General features: G+C 35.5%; 22 protein-coding genes and 2 pseudogenes. 18 read left to right on the top strand and 6 right to left on the bottom strand.

Annotated features, from left to right (window positions below; all coding sequences use genetic code 11):
* Positions 1-32 precede the first annotated feature (32 nt).
* Positions 33-238 (top strand): annotated as a pseudogene (locus tag ACX9TM_RS23455) (hypothetical protein).
* Between the two features lie 14 nt (positions 239-252).
* On the opposite strand, the gene ACX9TM_RS23450 reads toward ACX9TM_RS23455, so the two are convergent.
* Positions 253-570 (bottom strand): hypothetical protein, encoded by a 318-nt coding sequence (locus tag ACX9TM_RS23450; protein WP_000417218.1) that lies wholly within the window; start codon positions 568-570, stop codon positions 253-255.
* Positions 571-736: 166 nt separating this feature from the next.
* Here ACX9TM_RS23450 and ACX9TM_RS23445 point away from each other — a divergent pair, with 166 nt between their 5' ends.
* From ACX9TM_RS23445 to ACX9TM_RS23435, 3 genes are all read left to right on the top strand, one after another.
* A complete protein-coding gene (locus ACX9TM_RS23445) occupies positions 737-1942 on the top strand; it encodes an argininosuccinate synthase (protein ID WP_000412315.1) in 1206 nt (401 codons plus the stop codon).
* The gene (gene argH, locus ACX9TM_RS23440) at positions 1939-3327 is read left to right on the top strand and encodes an argininosuccinate lyase (RefSeq protein WP_000041246.1); all 1389 of its coding nucleotides are present in this window, start codon (positions 1939-1941) and stop codon (positions 3325-3327) included. Before ACX9TM_RS23445 ends, argH begins: the two co-directional genes overlap by 4 nt.
* A gap of 98 nt (positions 3328-3425) precedes the next feature.
* On the top strand, positions 3426-3779 hold the full coding sequence (locus tag ACX9TM_RS23435) for a DUF3139 domain-containing protein (RefSeq protein ID WP_000725032.1): 354 nt from the start codon (positions 3426-3428) through the stop codon (positions 3777-3779).
* A 43-nt stretch (positions 3780-3822) separates the two neighbouring features.
* Here ACX9TM_RS23435 and ACX9TM_RS23430 read toward each other — a convergent pair whose 3' ends face one another.
* Positions 3823-4002: a hypothetical protein gene (locus ACX9TM_RS23430; protein WP_000342760.1), complete on the bottom strand. Its 180-nt coding sequence runs from the start codon at positions 4000-4002 to the stop codon at positions 3823-3825.
* A gap of 95 nt (positions 4003-4097) precedes the next feature.
* Here ACX9TM_RS23430 and ACX9TM_RS23425 point away from each other — a divergent pair, with 95 nt between their 5' ends.
* The gene (locus ACX9TM_RS23425; RefSeq protein WP_001252877.1) at positions 4098-4793 is read left to right on the top strand and encodes a hypothetical protein; all 696 of its coding nucleotides are present in this window, start codon (positions 4098-4100) and stop codon (positions 4791-4793) included.
* Positions 4794-4834: 41 nt separating this feature from the next.
* On the opposite strand, the gene ACX9TM_RS23420 is transcribed toward ACX9TM_RS23425, so the two are convergent.
* Positions 4835-5293: a universal stress protein gene (locus ACX9TM_RS23420; RefSeq protein WP_001066673.1), complete on the bottom strand. Its 459-nt coding sequence runs from the start codon at positions 5291-5293 to the stop codon at positions 4835-4837.
* 147 nt (positions 5294-5440) lie between these two features.
* Between ACX9TM_RS23420 and ACX9TM_RS23415 the strand changes: the two genes are divergently transcribed.
* From ACX9TM_RS23415 to ACX9TM_RS23380, 8 genes and pseudogenes are all read left to right on the top strand, one after another.
* Positions 5441-6232, top strand: a complete 792-nt coding sequence (locus ACX9TM_RS23415) for an SDR family oxidoreductase (protein WP_002024902.1) — start codon at positions 5441-5443, stop codon at positions 6230-6232.
* Between the two features lie 214 nt (positions 6233-6446).
* The gene (gene ald, locus ACX9TM_RS23410; protein WP_001219403.1) at positions 6447-7580 is read left to right on the top strand and encodes an alanine dehydrogenase; all 1134 of its coding nucleotides are present in this window, start codon (positions 6447-6449) and stop codon (positions 7578-7580) included.
* 140 nt (positions 7581-7720) lie between these two features.
* On the top strand, positions 7721-8143 hold the full coding sequence (locus tag ACX9TM_RS23405) for a hypothetical protein (protein WP_000534935.1): 423 nt from the start codon (positions 7721-7723) through the stop codon (positions 8141-8143).
* Positions 8144-8187: 44 nt separating this feature from the next.
* On the top strand, positions 8188-8520 hold the full coding sequence (locus ACX9TM_RS23400) for a cupin domain-containing protein (protein ID WP_000450925.1): 333 nt from the start codon (positions 8188-8190) through the stop codon (positions 8518-8520).
* On the top strand, positions 8517-9305 hold the full coding sequence (locus ACX9TM_RS23395; protein ID WP_063220475.1) for a GNAT family N-acetyltransferase: 789 nt from the start codon (positions 8517-8519) through the stop codon (positions 9303-9305). Before ACX9TM_RS23400 ends, ACX9TM_RS23395 begins: the two co-directional genes overlap by 4 nt.
* 2 nt (positions 9306-9307) lie before the next feature.
* A complete protein-coding gene (locus ACX9TM_RS23390; protein ID WP_063220476.1) occupies positions 9308-9652 on the top strand; it encodes a DUF6176 family protein in 345 nt (114 codons plus the stop codon).
* A gap of 228 nt (positions 9653-9880) precedes the next feature.
* Positions 9881-10021, top strand: a pseudogene (locus tag ACX9TM_RS23385) (anti sigma factor C-terminal domain-containing protein); the annotation flags it as partial.
* A 63-nt stretch (positions 10022-10084) separates the two neighbouring features.
* Positions 10085-10291 carry a hypothetical protein gene (locus tag ACX9TM_RS23380; protein WP_001248908.1) on the top strand — a complete coding sequence of 69 codons (207 nt, stop codon included), beginning with the start codon at positions 10085-10087 and terminating at the stop codon, positions 10289-10291.
* A 14-nt stretch (positions 10292-10305) separates the two neighbouring features.
* On the opposite strand, the gene ACX9TM_RS23375 is transcribed toward ACX9TM_RS23380, so the two are convergent.
* The gene (locus tag ACX9TM_RS23375) at positions 10306-11133 is read right to left on the bottom strand and encodes a DUF2785 domain-containing protein (RefSeq protein ID WP_000941475.1); all 828 of its coding nucleotides are present in this window, start codon (positions 11131-11133) and stop codon (positions 10306-10308) included.
* Between the two features lie 93 nt (positions 11134-11226).
* Here ACX9TM_RS23375 and ACX9TM_RS23370 point away from each other — a divergent pair, with 93 nt between their 5' ends.
* Positions 11227-11601 (top strand): hypothetical protein, encoded by a 375-nt coding sequence (locus tag ACX9TM_RS23370; protein WP_000816721.1) that lies wholly within the window; start codon positions 11227-11229, stop codon positions 11599-11601.
* 20 nt (positions 11602-11621) lie between these two features.
* Entirely contained in the window at positions 11622-11987 is a 366-nt protein-coding gene (locus ACX9TM_RS23365) for a DUF3221 domain-containing protein (RefSeq protein ID WP_001079376.1), read from the top strand.
* A gap of 31 nt (positions 11988-12018) precedes the next feature.
* Here ACX9TM_RS23365 and pepQ read toward each other — a convergent pair whose 3' ends face one another.
* Entirely contained in the window at positions 12019-13116 is a 1098-nt protein-coding gene (pepQ, locus tag ACX9TM_RS23360) for a Xaa-Pro dipeptidase (RefSeq protein WP_000994026.1), read from the bottom strand.
* A 149-nt stretch (positions 13117-13265) separates the two neighbouring features.
* Here pepQ and ACX9TM_RS23355 point away from each other — a divergent pair, with 149 nt between their 5' ends.
* The gene (locus ACX9TM_RS23355; protein WP_000868919.1) at positions 13266-13949 is read left to right on the top strand and encodes a metal-dependent hydrolase; all 684 of its coding nucleotides are present in this window, start codon (positions 13266-13268) and stop codon (positions 13947-13949) included.
* A gap of 40 nt (positions 13950-13989) precedes the next feature.
* Here ACX9TM_RS23355 and ACX9TM_RS23350 read toward each other — a convergent pair whose 3' ends face one another.
* The gene (locus ACX9TM_RS23350; protein WP_000976303.1) at positions 13990-14151 is read right to left on the bottom strand and encodes a hypothetical protein; all 162 of its coding nucleotides are present in this window, start codon (positions 14149-14151) and stop codon (positions 13990-13992) included.
* Between the two features lie 244 nt (positions 14152-14395).
* Here ACX9TM_RS23350 and ACX9TM_RS23345 point away from each other — a divergent pair, with 244 nt between their 5' ends.
* Together ACX9TM_RS23345 and ACX9TM_RS23340 are read left to right on the top strand one after the other, a co-directional pair.
* On the top strand, positions 14396-15709 hold the full coding sequence (locus tag ACX9TM_RS23345) for a CBS domain-containing protein (RefSeq protein WP_000201572.1): 1314 nt from the start codon (positions 14396-14398) through the stop codon (positions 15707-15709).
* A 210-nt stretch (positions 15710-15919) separates the two neighbouring features.
* On the top strand, positions 15920-16183 hold the full coding sequence (locus tag ACX9TM_RS23340; protein WP_000093045.1) for a DUF3949 domain-containing protein: 264 nt from the start codon (positions 15920-15922) through the stop codon (positions 16181-16183).

Raw genomic sequence — 16183 nt, 5'->3', positions numbered from 1 at the left:
TAATATAGATAGATGAAGGGGAGAGTGAAGGTATGCTAAAAGACATGTTCAAAAGAAAAGAATTAATATGCATTTCATGTCAGAAAAAAATTCAATATGAAGAAGAGCTTGTTGCTTTTGTAAAGTTGCCGAAAGAAGTATATTAGTTGGTCCATTCGATGTATGTTTGGCGAAAACAGCACAAGAAATATATTGTAAATCATGTTATGACAAAAAAAGCATGACCCAAAGTTATTGAGGGGCATGCTTTTTTCATTGGTGTGCTTTCCCCTCAGATACATTTTGAGTGAGTCGATACCAAAGCCAAAGGTCATTAATGATGGAAGCAAGATCGGCAATTTCTGAATTTAGTTTACAAGAAACTTCGAAGTCTTCTTCGTTATTTAAATAATGTTGTTTTGTATTAATATAGTGCTCAAGTTCTTTTATACGATCAGGAATTTTCCCGCGAACTTGTTCCCATTTTAGTAAAATAGCATGTTGCATTTTTTCGGGGATTTCTTCCCAGTCTTCTTGTAAATGTGGAATTTCAATTCCTAGATGTTCATCGTATAAGAAATACTTTTCCATAAGTTCACCCCCGTTTTCCTGCTTATATTGTACATAAAAACAGAAAGAAGTTCGACGAAATTGTTTGAAAAAATTTGAAAATGACTCTTGATACATTTTGTGAAAGGTGGTAAAGTGTGAATTATTATAAAAGAAAATGAATATTTATTCTTTAGGGGGATGCAAAATGGAGAAGAAAAAAGTTGTATTAGCATATTCCGGAGGTCTTGATACTTCCGTTGCAATTAAATGGTTACAAGAGAAGAATTATGATATTATCGCGCTTTGTTTAGACTTAGGGGAAGGTAAAGACTTAGCATTTGTAAAAGAAAAGGCACTTTCAGTAGGTGCAATTAAATCATATATGATTGATGTTCAAGAAGAATTTGCAAACGAATATGCATTGATGGCGATGCAAGCACACACATTATACGAAGGGAAATACCCTCTTGTCTCTGCATTATCTCGTCCGCTTATTGCGAAGAAATTAGTAGAAATCGCAGAACAAGAAGGCGCAACTGCAGTTGCACACGGATGTACAGGGAAAGGAAATGATCAAGTTCGTTTTGAAGTTTCTATTCAAGCATTAAATCCTTACTTAGAAGTGATTGCACCTGTACGTGAATGGAAGTGGTCACGTGAAGAAGAAATTGCCTATGCAAAAGAAAACGATGTACCAATTCCGATTAATTTAGATAGCCCGTTTTCAATCGATCAAAACTTATGGGGACGCAGCAACGAATGTGGAATTTTAGAAGATCCATGGGCAGCGCCGCCAGAAGATGCATATGAGATGACATTGGCATTAGAAGATACACCGAATAAACCAGAGTTTGTAGAAATCGGATTTGAAGCAGGCGTACCGACTACTTTAAATGGCACTGCATATTCACTTGCAGAATTAATTAAAACGTTAAATGCGCTTGCTGGAAAACACGGCGTTGGACGTATTGATCACGTAGAAAATCGTCTTGTCGGTATTAAATCTCGTGAAGTATACGAATGCCCAGCAGCAATGACGTTAATCACTGCGCATAAAGAGTTGGAAGATTTAACACACGTAAAAGAAGTAGCACATTTTAAACCAGTGATTGAACAGAAAATAACAGAACTTATTTATAATGGTTTATGGTTCTCACCTTTAAAACAAGCGCTTCATGCATTTTTACAAGAAACGCAAAAGAATGTAACAGGTACAGTGCGTGTGAAATTATTTAAAGGTCATGCGATTGTAGAAGGACGTAAATCTGAATACTCTTTATACGATGAAAAATTAGCAACATATACTGCTCAAGATGAATTTAATCATGATGCAGCAGTTGGATTCATTTCATTATTCGGTTTACCGACGAAAGTATACAGCCAAGTGAATCAAAAGAAGGTGGAAGCGTGAGCAAACTTTGGGGCGGACGTTTTACAGAAGAAGCGGAAGCATGGGTTGAAGAGTTCGGAGCATCCATCTCCTTCGATCAACAATTAGTAAATCAAGATATAAAAGGAAGTATTGCGCACGTCACGATGCTAGCAAAGCAGGGCATCGTGACGAAAGAAGAAGCAGAGAAAATAAAGATAGGTCTTCAATATTTATTGAAAGAAGCAAAAGAGAATAAGCTACAATTTTCAGTAGAAGCAGAAGATATTCATTTAAACATCGAAAAAATGTTAATTGAACAAATTGGCGAAGTAGGAGGAAAACTTCACACTGGCCGAAGTCGTAATGATCAAGTAGCGACAGATATGCATTTGTATTTAAAAGAAAAGGTAGAACATATTATAAAAGCTACAAAACAATTGCAAACTGTTCTTGTTCAACAAGCAGAAAATAATATTGAAACCATTATGCCGGGCTATACGCACTTGCAGCGTGCCCAGCCGATTTCATTTGCTCATCATATTCTCGCTTACTTTTGGATGTTAGAGCGTGATGTGAATCGTTATGAAGATTCGTTAAAACGTATTAACATTTCGCCATTAGGAGCAGGAGCGTTAGCTGGAACGACATTCCCCATTGACCGAGAGTATAGTGCGGAGCTTCTTGGATTTAATGGAATCTATGAAAATAGTTTAGATGCAGTAAGCGATCGTGATTTCATACTGGAGTTCCTAAGTAACTCCTCTATGCTTATGATGCACTTATCACGCTTTTGCGAAGAACTTATTTTATGGAGTAGCCAAGAGTTTCAATTTATTGAAATGAGCGATCAATATGCAACGGGAAGCAGCATTATGCCGCAAAAGAAAAACCCGGATATGGCGGAACTAATCCGTGGTAAAACAGGCAGAGTATACGGTAATTTATTCAGTTTACTCACAGTAATGAAAGGATTACCGCTCGCTTACAATAAAGACTTACAAGAAGATAAAGAAGGAATGTTTGATACAGTTAAAACAGTAGAAGGATGCCTTCATATTATGGCGGGCATGCTTGAAACGATGACTGTAAACAAAGAAAAAATGGGGCAAGCTGTGACGCAAGATTTCTCCAACGCAACAGAAATTGCTGACTATTTAGCGAACAAAGGACTACCATTCCGTCAAGCTCATGAAATTGTTGGAAAGTTAGTGCTATATTGCACACAAAAAGGAATTTATTTATTAGATGTCTCTCTTGAAACATATAAAGAAATGAGCTCCTTATTTGAAGAAGATTTGTATGAAGTGCTGTCACCATATGCAGCTGTAAAGCGTCGTAACAGTGCTGGCGGGACTGGGTTTGAACAAATCAAAAACGCTTTGGAGAAGGCGAAGGGGTTAACGAAAGAAGTTATTAAGAATTGAGTTGGGAAGTACGCCAGTCTAGTAAAGTCTGGCGTACTTTATTTTTTACTAGCATTTAAGTTACAATGTAGTAAAAAATAACAATTTAGGGGAAGTCTATGAAAAAAATAGTGTTGATCATTGTACTGTTAATTAGCTTAATTGCAAATGCTAAAGTGTTTCTTTTGGACAAATATATGTATGTTGGTGAAAAAGAAAAGCGAGAAGAAGCGGTTATCGCAACGATGTGGCATTTACAAGATAAAGGATATAAAGAAAGTGATATTTTATATATAAAACCGGCCTTTTATAGCAAAATGGATTCTTATGGTATGAATGTACAGTTTAAAGATGAACCAAATGAATCATATACATATAGAGTTTTAAAAGATGCGAAAACAAATAAACTAACTGTACACCAAGATAGCAATGAGTCTGGTGGTATGGGCGGGAAACATCAAGAGCTTAAATAAAGAAAGAAAACGACTGATGGCATTCGCCTGCAGTCGTTTTCTTTTAATCATACTTATGTCGATCTTCCGTAATTCGAATATACTCAATATCCATCAAATCACGAAGTAATGCACCATTACTTAGTTCAACGCCGTGCTTCTCTTTAAAATGAGTGCGAATCGTATCTAGCATTTCAATTTCTTTGCCGTTCACATCTAAAATAATGCGTTCAGAATCATCCATATAGCATCCTCCTTTTTTACACATATATATTTTGTCCGTCTATTTCTAAAAAATGTATGTTAACGTAATGTTAGGAAATAAGAAAGGGATGGAAAATGAGACGTATTTATTTTATAGGGCTAATTTTGTACACATTCATTGTATTACATGTTGCATTCCCAAATATCTTTTCATTTGAGGATTTAGAAACAGTACACGTTGCGATATTTATTTTTGCTCTATTTGTAGTAGATTGCTTTATTTCTATATGGCTTTCGAAAAGAAAAGATATACAAGGCAAAAAAGAAATGGAACGGAAAAAGAGAAAACGTTCCTTTTGGATGATGACATACTGTTTGTCTTTAGTGCTTACTGCTGCTTTTTTTAGTGAACATATTCCATTAGAAAGAGTAAATATTGGATTTGGAGCATTCGTATTCGCATACTATTTTTTTATGCACTTTCTTCCTTATATGAAAGAAAAGCGAGGAGAAGAGGAAAATCCGCTTGTAGAAGAAGCGAAAGAACAAGAGCATAAGAGAATAGAAGGGGATATAAAGAAACTTGGAGAACAAAAGTGGTATTTAAAATCAAAAATCATATACGTTCTTTGCTTTATTACGCCGCCAATTGGTTATTTGTATGTTTTCTTATTTCGTAAAAAAATGACAGAAGGTGCAAGGCGAACGTACTTAACGGTTGCGACGATTATGATGGCATTATGGTCTTTGAAGTTTCTTCCGCCTTATGTGTTGGCAATTACCGTTGTTGTCGTAGCATGTCTTTTGTTTATAGTGAAGTTTATAAAATGAAAAACACCAAGCCTATGTGGACTTGGTGTTTTATCTATAAATTAAAGCTCACCTTGCTCTTCATCACCACGAACAACAAGGACATCGCATTTCGCATAGCGAATAATATGTTCAGAGACGCTACCAATTAGGAAACGCTCAACAGCATTTAAACCAGTCGCACCACACATAATTAAATCTACTTTATGGTTTGGAGCGATTTCTTTTGAAATTTTTGATTTAGGATTACCGAATTCTAATACAGTTTCAATTTTTTCAAGACCAGCTTCAAGCGCAGTTTTTTTGTAGTCTTCTAATAGGTCTTCTGCAAATAGATTTGCACGTTCCGCAATTGCACGGCTATAAGCTTCTACTGCTGAGTATGCTTTTACATCAACGATATGAGCAATTGTTAATGTTGCATTGTTGCGCTTTGCGACTTGAATTGCTTTTTTAAAGGCTTTTTCTGCTTCTTTAGAACCATCCACTGCGATTAAAATATTTGTATATGTATTATTCATAGTAAATTCCTCCCAATCTGTTTTATAACTGTTTACAACTTAATTATAAAACAAATTTTGGTAACGTGCTTGCCAGAAACGTTACAGAATTTTGAAAACTCTGTTTCAATTCATTTTAGTTGTAATTGGAGCGAGAACTTGTTACATATGAAGTATAGCAATTTAAAAGGGGGCAGTTTTGTGAGACATGCGCTCATTACAGCCGGTACGAAAGGTTTAGGAAAGCAAGTAACAGAAAAGTTATTGGCTAAAGGCTATTCAGTAACAGTAACGTACCATAGCGATATCACGGCTATGGAAACGATGAAAGAAACATATAAAGATGTGGAAGAGCGTCTACAATTCGTGCAAGCGGATGTCACGAAAAAGGAAGATTTACATAAAATAGTAGAAGAAGCGATGAGCCGTTTTGGCAAAATTGACTTTTTAATTAATAATGCTGGTCCATATGTATTTGAACGAAAAAAGTTAGTTGATTATGAAGAAGATGAATGGAATGAAATGATTCAGGGAAATTTAACAGCGGTATTTCATTTATTAAAACTTGTCGTTCCGGTCATGAGAAAACAGAACTTTGGCCGTATTATTAATTACGGATTTCAAGGGGCGGATAGTGCACCGGGATGGATTTATCGTTCAGCTTTTGCCGCAGCGAAAGTAGGACTTGTTTCATTAACGAAAACAGTTGCTTATGAAGAAGCGGAGTATGGTATCACTGCGAACATGGTATGTCCTGGTGATATTATTGGCGATATGAAAGAGGCAACTATTCAAGAAGCACGTCAGCTGAAAGAGCATAACACACCGATTGGTAGATCTGGAACAGGTGAAGATATTGCAAGAACCATTTCGTTTTTATGTGAGGACGATTCCGATATGATTACCGGTACAATTATTGAAGTGACTGGTGCAGTGGATGTTATTCATAGACATCGATAGAATAAAATAAGATGAAGTTTCGAATAATTGGACAGTTTATCCATTGTGCTGAGAGGTGCGGATAATACTGTCCTTTAATATAAAATTAAATCTATCGGAAAACTCGTGTTATTTTTTTGTCAAATATTGAGATATTATGTTAAAATATAAGAGCGTAGAAAGCGCTTTAAAAAATGATTCAGGGGTCATTTCATAACTCAAGGGGGAACTAATCATGCGTATCGGTATTCCAACAGAAATTAAAAACAATGAAAACCGTGTGGCAATGACGCCAGCGGGAGCAGTACATTTAGTACAAAATGGTCACGAAGTTTTTGTTCAAAAAGGAGCAGGTTTAGGATCTGGCTTTACAGATGAAGAATACGTACAAGCTGGTGCGAAACTTGTAGAAACTGCTGAAGAAGCATGGAATCAAGATATGGTTATGAAGGTAAAAGAGCCAGTAGCAAGTGAATACGGCTATTTCCGTGAAGGCTTAATCTTATTCACATACTTACACTTAGCTCCAGAACCAGAATTAACGAAAGCATTAATCGATAACAAAGTTGCATCAATCGCATACGAAACAGTACAATTAGACAATCGTTCTTTACCATTACTTGCACCTATGAGTGAAGTGGCTGGTCGTATGTCTGCACAAATCGGTGCACAATTCCTTGAGAAAAACAAAGGCGGTAAAGGTATTTTACTTGCAGGCGTTCCAGGGGTAAAACGCGGCAAAGTAACAATCATTGGCGGTGGTCAAGCTGGTACAAACGCAGCTAAGATTGCAGTAGGTTTAGGTGCAGATGTAACAATCATTGACTTAAGTGCAGAACGTCTTCGTCAATTAGATGATATTTTCGGTAACCAAGTAAAAACATTAATGTCTAATCCATACAACATTGCAGAAGCTGTTAAAGAATCTGACCTTGTTATTGGAGCAGTATTAATTCCGGGTGCAAAAGCGCCAAAACTTGTAACTGAAGAAATGATTCAATCAATGGAACCAGGTTCTGTCGTTGTAGATATCGCGATTGACCAAGGTGGTATTTTCGAAACAACTGATCGTATTACAACTCATGACAACCCAACTTACGAAAAACATGGCGTTGTTCATTATGCAGTTGCTAATATGCCAGGTGCAGTTCCACGTACGTCAACTCTTGCGTTAACAAACGTAACAGTACCATATGCAGTACAAATTGCTAACAAGGGCTACAAAGAAGCTTGCTTAGGCAACACTGCATTACTAAAAGGTATTAACACATTAGATGGATATGTAACATTCGAAGCAGTTGCAGAAGCTCACGGCTTACAATACGCTGATGCGAAAGAGCTACTTGAAAAAGCTCCTGCTTTATCATAATAGAAATACATTTGAGACCTTCCTTTATGAGGAGGGTCTTTTTTATATGGGGAAATAACATGTGAATAATTGTTATTTATTGGTGTAAATCATTTTTTATTATGATAATTTAGAATTATATAATAAAAAGAGGGGATTCAATGGGGAGTAAAAAGAGGAAGAAAAAGCAAGCAAAGAGACAAAAGTACATAAAGAAAAAACAGGAGCAGAACATACCTTTTTCACAAAAAGTAGTCATTACAATAGAGAAAACATTTCGGTATATTTGTATGTTCTTGTATGTGATTTTTTGTGTGTTTTTATGTGGGATGGTTAAATGTTTGGGGATAACCCCTAATGTTATTGAAGGTATTTTTGGCGTTATGCTTGTTATGGTAGAAGGAATCTTATTCTTTATATTATTTGATAAGGTTTGGCCTAGTCATGAAAGTAAAAAAGATAGAAAAAGAAGCAAAAAATCTTCATACGCTTCAAGTTCATCAAGTGGATTCGGTGACTACAGTAGCAATGACTGTAGTAGCTCAAGTGATGGTGGAGGAGATTGCGGAGGTGGTGGAGATTAAGTTAGTTTTTTAGAAGAACGACTAATGAAAGGATGGGACGAAAGATGGAGACTGTGAACTTAATAGAATTAACAAAGGATATTAAAGATCAACATAAAAACTTCGTCGTTTCAAATATAAACAGTCATTGCTTACGAATCGCTGTATTTACTGGTGAATATGATTGGCACTATCATTCTAATTCGGATGAATTATTTATTGTGTTAGAGGGAGAATTACTTATTGATTTTGAAGATGGAGAAACAGCGGTTTTAAAGCCAAATGATTCAATCTTAATTCCAGCATGTAAGATTCATAGAACGAGAGCATTAAAGAGAACTGTAAATCTTTGTTTTGAACATATAGAGGCGGATACGATTAAAGTGGAGCAATTATGAAAAAATTATCCGTAGTCGAGTATAGAAAAATCCTTCCGATTTTAGAAAGTCATACAAAAACGACGACGTTTGCTTATGCGGTATGTGATCAAGTGATAGATGGTGAGATTTTTGCAAACGAGAAATTAACAGCAGGACTAATTCGTACAGCTAACGGTATTTATTATTTATTTGGTGATACTGATGATCAAAATTATAACGAAGATTTATTTTCTTTTATAAAAAAGGCTATTGAAAAAACAGAGAAGAGATTTACATTGTTCTCTTCGAGTAACGAGTGGGAAATGATGATAGAAGAACGTTTTAGTCATGTACTTCGAAACATTCCGCGAATGAAATTTCAAAGCGTAGCCTTTGAAGAGAGAAAACGAGATTGTAACAAAAATACATATGAAGTGAAGTGTATTGATAGAAGAGATATAGAACGAAGCAGTGAATTTACAGAGGAGTACTACAAAGAATATTGGGGATCAAAAGAAACGTTTTTAAACGGTGGTTTTGGATTTTGTATAGAACTAGAAGGAATGATTGTAGCGGAATGTGTTTCAATATTTAGTGGGAACGGATTTGCTGAAATTGATATTGTGACGCATAAAGCATATCAAGGGAAAGGATTAGCCCAAGCTGTTGCAGCAAGGTTTATTGAACATTGCATACAAAATGATATTATACCGTGCTGGGATTGTTATGTAGACAATATTCCTTCGCAAAAATTAGCTAGTAAATTAAGTTTTTATCATCCAATAGAATATAGATTGTTTGTACGTAAGAAAACGGGGGAATAAAAATGAATGTGGAGTTAACGAGATTTAAAGTGAAACAAGATAAAAGTCATCGTGTAGATGAATGGATGCAGCTTCTGAATGACAATATGAAAGAAGTACTTTTGACATTAAACGACGAAAAGATGTACGTTGAGACAATTTTCCGGGAAATAAGAGATGGAGAAGAGTACTTATATTGGTATTCTGTGCAAGGAGAAGCTGGGGCTCTTGTCGAAAATTCTCATTATGAAATTGATAAAAAGCACTTGGAATTTTGGTATGAGTGTATTGATGAAGAAGCACCCTCTGTTGATATGAAAACAGAAGTCGTTATGATTCAAGATGTTGTGAAGGACGCGATGAAATAATAGAATAGTATTTCAGAGAAGCGCATCAAAATGGATGTGCTTTTTATTATGAAACAATTTATAAAAGCTGCATTTGGATGTCTTTAAGTGAAAATAAAGAGGGATACTGAGAATATTTTAGGATAAACTATAAAGTGAAACTTTAATCAGTGTGGGGTTCATCCCCCATCTAACTTCTTGCTTCCGCTGAATTTTGATGTGAGGTCTTACTGCCCGTTAATGCGGGATAAAGAAATAAAAAACACCAAACCAAAAGACCTACCAATATACGGTGTAGTCGTAACAGGCAAAACAGAGGATTTACAAAGTTTACAAGGAGCACCATATATTAAGGCTGCTGTAAGAGGTGTAACAGTTGAGAAATATTGATTACAAGCAATTAATGTGAATAATCAGAAAATTTATGTTATAATATGGGAAAAGGAGGTTTATATGAGGCAAATACATGGAGCAATTTATATTTACATAACAATGTTTTTCGTGGCGGTATCCTATGGATTGGGGCACGTGTATTCGCATCCTATACTAACTTTTTTAAGCGGAGCATGTATGGCGTTTGCGCTTCTTGTCCACCTTTTCTCAGTTTGGATCGTGAAATTTCAATTAAATATTAGTGAAATAGAAGAAGGCACTTTTTGAGTGGCCTTCTTTTTTTAATAATATTTTGGAAGTTCTTGTAGCAATTTTTCAATTTCGCATTCTGTTTCTTCACATATAGAAAGCTTGCGCAGTCTGAAAAATAAGCTGCGTAAGAAAGATTTTATATTTCCGTATAGAAACTCGTATGATTCAATATGTAATGTTTGTTTTTGAACGGGTAATTGAGCTACTAAATCACGAAGGGCTAATATGAGTGCTTCTTCCTTTAAGCCATTTTGTAGCATTGCGACAATCGGATAAACGATACGTTCATCTTCTTCATATTTGTAATAGATGGAATGAACACAAACTTTGTTTAATAAAGTTTGTAATATTTCTTCGTAATATAAAGTTTCCAGTTTAGGACTATTCACAAGCGCCTCAAATGTATCAGAAGCATGAGCGATACTATGTGCCCAGCCGTGTTTTTGCACATATCCCCGGAAATCATGTTCGTTGTTCATATATAGAATTAGTTGATCTTTTACATTTGAAATATCAGTCTGTGATAAGAAATTATGATTTGTATCAGCATCAATAATGAGGGCAATTAATAATGTTGTAAATGCTCGGGTAAATACCGCATCTTCATCATCTGAATGAATCTTATACAATAAATATTTTTCACCGATGCTTTCTAATAATAGTTTCTGTAATTGTGTGTGTGAAAGATATTCCTTCTTGATGAGATGAAAAAAAGTAGAGTAGATGAGTTTGTCCCTTAAATAGCTATCAGTATCGCCAATTTGCTCAAGCATATTGGAACTTAAAGAATCAATGTTAAGTGTGTTATCCAGTATGTAATTATTATTACGAATTTCTTCTAACTGTTGTTGTAACATATAAACCCCTTATTTTAGAAAATTCTGTATTTTAATAGTATAATAGAAGGAAGAAATAGACAATAAATAAGTGCATTTGAATGGAGGGGCATGATGAAGAGAGCGTTATTCTTTTTCATTAGTATTTTCTTTTTAGGAAGCTGCTCGATTTGGTATTTTACTTTTTCTAGCGAGAGCACAAGTTGGACTGGACAATATAAAGGGCATATTAAGGATGACAGTGAAGATGGAATGTTTACGTTTCAATATAAGGGTGGGGATGGAAAGACAGAATTTAAAAACTTAGAGATTGCTGTTAATGGAGCCTTTAGTACAATGACACAAACGTCAGAAGTTCATAGAGGAGCAAAGGTTGAAATGAAGTCTTCTTGTGTAAGTTGCGCGCCTATCTCTAAAGATGAACCTATAGAAGTTGTGATTAAATGGGATGATAAGTATGAGGAGAAGATGGTGTTAAATTTGAAATAGCCTAGAGTAAGGAGTTAAAAATGAATAGGCATATGAAAATTGTTATGTTTTTAAGTGTATTTCTAGTCGTATTATCAGCGTGTGATACAAAACAAGTAGAGCAAGTAACGGTAAAAGAAGTACCTAAAGAAGGGTATATCATATTAAGAAATGACACGATGTTTTTTGCCGATGATAAAACGATTGAAACAAAAGTAGAGTTGCAACATTATATAGAACAACAAATGAATAAAGAGCATCCAGCACATATAGTCTTGAGCTTTAAGGACAAAGACGCATATAAACAGTTAAAAACAGGGGATAAAATAAAAGTATGGTTTTCTCAAATACTTGAAAGTTATCCAGCAAAAATGATTGTAGAGAAATTTGAAATAGTAGGGAAATAGAAAAAGGCAGCACTCCCGCTGCCTTTTTCTATTATTTTACAAATTGTAACTCTTTCGGGAATTTCGTTAAAATTTCTGATCCGTCTTTTGTGATGTAAATATCATCTTCAATACGAACGCCACCTACGTTTGGTACGTAAATACCAGGTTCGATTGTGAAGACCATACCTTCTTTTAATGGAGACTCGTTACCAGCTTTTACATCTGGATATTCGTGTACGCTAATTCCAAGTCCGTGACCAAGTCGGTGTGGGAAGAAGTCTCCGTAACCTGCATCTGCGATAACAGAACGAGCAGCGTTGTCGATTGCGCCAAGTGTAACACCTGGTTTACATGCTTCAACTGCTTGTAGTTGTCCAGCAAGTACGGTGTTGTAAATACGAGTTTGTTCTTCAGAAATCTCGCCGAATGCCACTGTACGTGTAATATCAGAGCAATAACCGTCAATGATTACGCCTAAATCAAATAGTACGAAATCACCGCGTTTCATTTTGTTTGCGCCAGGAATACCGTGTGGAAGAGCTGAGTTCGCACCTGCTAATACCATCGTATCAAATGACATTTTATGTATGCCTTTTGTTTTTAATTCGTGTTCAATAATTGCTAATACTTCTAGTTCACTACGATCTTCTTTAATTGCATTTACACCAACTTCAACAGCATAGTCCGCCATTTTAGCTGCTTCGCGTAAAATAGAAAGTTCTTTTTCATCTTTAATTAAACGAAGTTCGCGAACTTTCTCCTCAGCTGATTTGAAAGCTGCATTTGGGAATAATTTCGTTAATTCTTCGTAGCGCTCTACGTTTAAATGTTCTTTTTCAATTGCAACTGCATTTGCATTGATGCCGCGGTCTTTAATTGCTTTTGCAATCATATCCCATGGTCTGTCAGTATCAGTAAATCCGATAATTTCATGTGCCCAGCCAGCGTTACGTGCTTGACCTTCTTCCATTTTAGGGCAAATTAAAATAGGTTCTTTTTCTTGGAATACAAACATACCAAGTAATCTTTCGTGTGGTTCACAGTGGAAGTTTGTCATGTAGAAGACGTTTGGTGTAGAAGTTAAGAACGCAGCTTCTACGTTTTTTTCTTTTAGCCATTGCATTAAATTTTCTAATCTAGCATTCATCGATTGGCACCCCCGAGATATTTAATTACAAATATAACTTTAACTCGGAAGAAAGCGTTATGACAAGTAAATAGATGTTAGAAAAGACAGGGAATTGAAAAATTATGTAGAATACAAAGTGAGAATGTGAACAGGGGAGGAATGTAATAATGAAAGTATCTTATCATGGACATTCAGTTGTGAAAATTGAGGCGAATGAAAAAGTTATTTTAATTGACCCGTTTTTAACAGGTAATCCGAAAACAGATTTAAAAGCTGAAGATGTAAAAGTGGATGCAATTCTTTTATCGCATGGACACGGTGATCATGTTGGAGATACAGTAGAACTTGCGAAGAAAAATAATGCAGTTGTTGTAGCGCCATTTGAACTAGCAACATTTTTAAGTTGGCAAGGTGTAAATACACACCCGATGCATATTGGTGGTTCACATGAATTTGACTTCGGAAAAGTGAAGTTTACACAAGCATTCCACGGCTCTAGTTATATTGATGAAGAAAATAAGACGATTACATATACAGGTATGCCAGCAGGTATTTTATTTACAGCAGAAGAGAAAACTGTATACCACGCAGGAGATACTGCACTATTCTCTGATATGAAGTTAATTGGGGAATTAAATAAAGTTGATCTAGCATTTTTACCAATTGGTGATAATTTCACAATGGGACCAGAAGATGCTGTACTAGCGGCAAAATGGATTAATGCGAAAACTGTTGTACCGATGCATTACAATACGTTCCCAGTTATTGAACAAGATCCATATCAATTTGTAGAAAAGCTACAAAATTGTACAGGGAAAGTATTAGAAGCTGGAGAAAGTATTACACTATAGAAAAGAAACCCTTCATTTGAAAAGAAAAGTGAAGGGTTTTTTACGTGTGTAGGACAGCTTTTAATGCTTGTATTTGTTTTGGTGATTCTTCTCTTTTGGTACGTGGTTGTTCAGGTGTTTCATTCAATTCCATTGCAACTTTTTTCCCATCTACGAAAGCTAAAAATACAGCACCTACAACCTCTAAAAGTTTTTTCATCATGTGTTCGCTCCTTTGTTTTATTTCTTGTCTTAATTGTATAGGCAATTAAGTGGGCGAACTATCGAATGAGATGACAATAGCATTACATTGTTGTAATAGAATGACTGGTGGAATGTAAGCGTCATTTTGTTATAAAAAAAATAGTACAGGTATGCAAAGAGAGAGTGTAACAGTTTTGAAAATATAGTATACTGAAAGTACAACACATGAAGAATTTAGGGAAAAGAAAGTATGGTGAAACCATTTGGCTACCAAGCATAACCAAATTTTAGAACATATTAATAGCCTGCCAGTAGGCCATAAAATTTCTGTAAGACAAATTGCGAAAGATTTGAGTGTAAGTGAAGGGACCGCTTACCGTGCAATTAAAGATGCAGAAAATAAAGGATATGTTAGTACAATTGAACGTGTCGGAACAATTCGAATTGAACAAAAGAAGAAAGAGAATATCGAAAAACTGACATATGCAGAAGTCGTTAACATTGTCGACGGTCAAGTACTTGGAGGCAGAGAAGGACTACATAAAACATTAAATAAATTCGTAATCGGAGCTATGAAATTAGAAGCGATGATGCGCTATACAGAAGCTGGGAATTTACTCATTATTGGTAACCGTACCAATGCACATGAATTAGCGCTAGAAACTGGAGCGGCTGTATTAATTACGGGCGGATTTGATACGGAAGATCATGTGAAGAAATTAGCAGACGAATTAAAGCTGCCGATCATTTCAAGTAGCTACGATACATTTACGGTCGCAACGTTAATTAATCGTGCAATTTATGACCAACTTATTAAGAAAGAAATTGTACTCGTTGAAGATATTTTAACGCCAATTGAAGAAACGTTATATTTAAAGCCGAGTGATACAGTACAGCAATGGCATGCATATAACGAAGAGACAATGCACGGAAGATATCCAATTGTCGATGAAAGTAACAAAGTACTAGGAATCGTAACTTCAAAAGATATGATCGGAGTAGCGAAAGAAACACCAATTGATAAAGTAATGACAAAACACCCAATTACAGTGAACGGTAAAATGTCTGTCGCAGCTGCGGCACGTATGATGGTGTGGGAAGGAATTGAATTACTTCCTGTCGTTGAGGAAGGAAACAAACTGCAAGGTATTATTAGCCGTCAAGATGTACTTCAGGCACTGCAAATGATTCAACGTCAGCCACAAGTTGGAGAAACCATTGATGATATTGTAACGAATCAATTTATGACACCAAAAGAAGCGAAGAATGAGCATCTATATCAATTTTCGGTGACGCCGCAAATGACGAACTCAATCGGGACGTTATCGTACGGTGTATTTGCAACAATTGTGACAGAAGCGACAAATCGCGTCATTCGTGCGCAAAAGAAAAGTGATTTAATTGTTGAAAACTTAACGATTTATTTCGTAAAGCCGGTTCAAATTGATAATGTTGTATCTGTTCATCCGAAAGTATTAGAAATTGGACGTAAATTTGGTAAGGTCGATGTAGAGGTGCATCATGAAGGTAATGTTGTTGGAAAAGCATTACTTATGGTTCAGTTAATCGATAAATAAAAAGATGGAACAAATCGTTTTGATTTGTTCCATCTTTTTTTGTTGTTTTAAATTTGAAAGGTATGATTTTAGATGGGAGTTTTAGTGAAATATGTATGGGATGGAGTGGAAAAGTAATGTGAGAAAAGACGGAATAATAATTCAATTTAGTTGTATATTGTGTTATGATTATATTGTAAGAAAATGGAATTGTGAGAGGTGGTATACATTATGTCGTCAGCCGTACTCTTTTTTGGTAGTATCGCACTATTTTACTTTCTTGTAATGATACCGATTCAATATTTATATTTACAAGGTTTACATGAAAAAAAGGAAAAGACAGGATTATCTCAGCGAGAGCTATATGAAAAAATGTCTTTTGGAGAAGAACAATTACATTTTCACGTACAAGGGAACCCATTTAATATACCATCTGCGTTTGTTGCGTATATGATTTTGAAAGTTAAGGGACGTAAAAAAGCATCACAATATTGA

The sequence above is a fragment of the Bacillus sp. LH1 genome (assembly GCF_057924895.1).
This window is presented reverse-complemented; position numbering and strand designations above follow the sequence as displayed.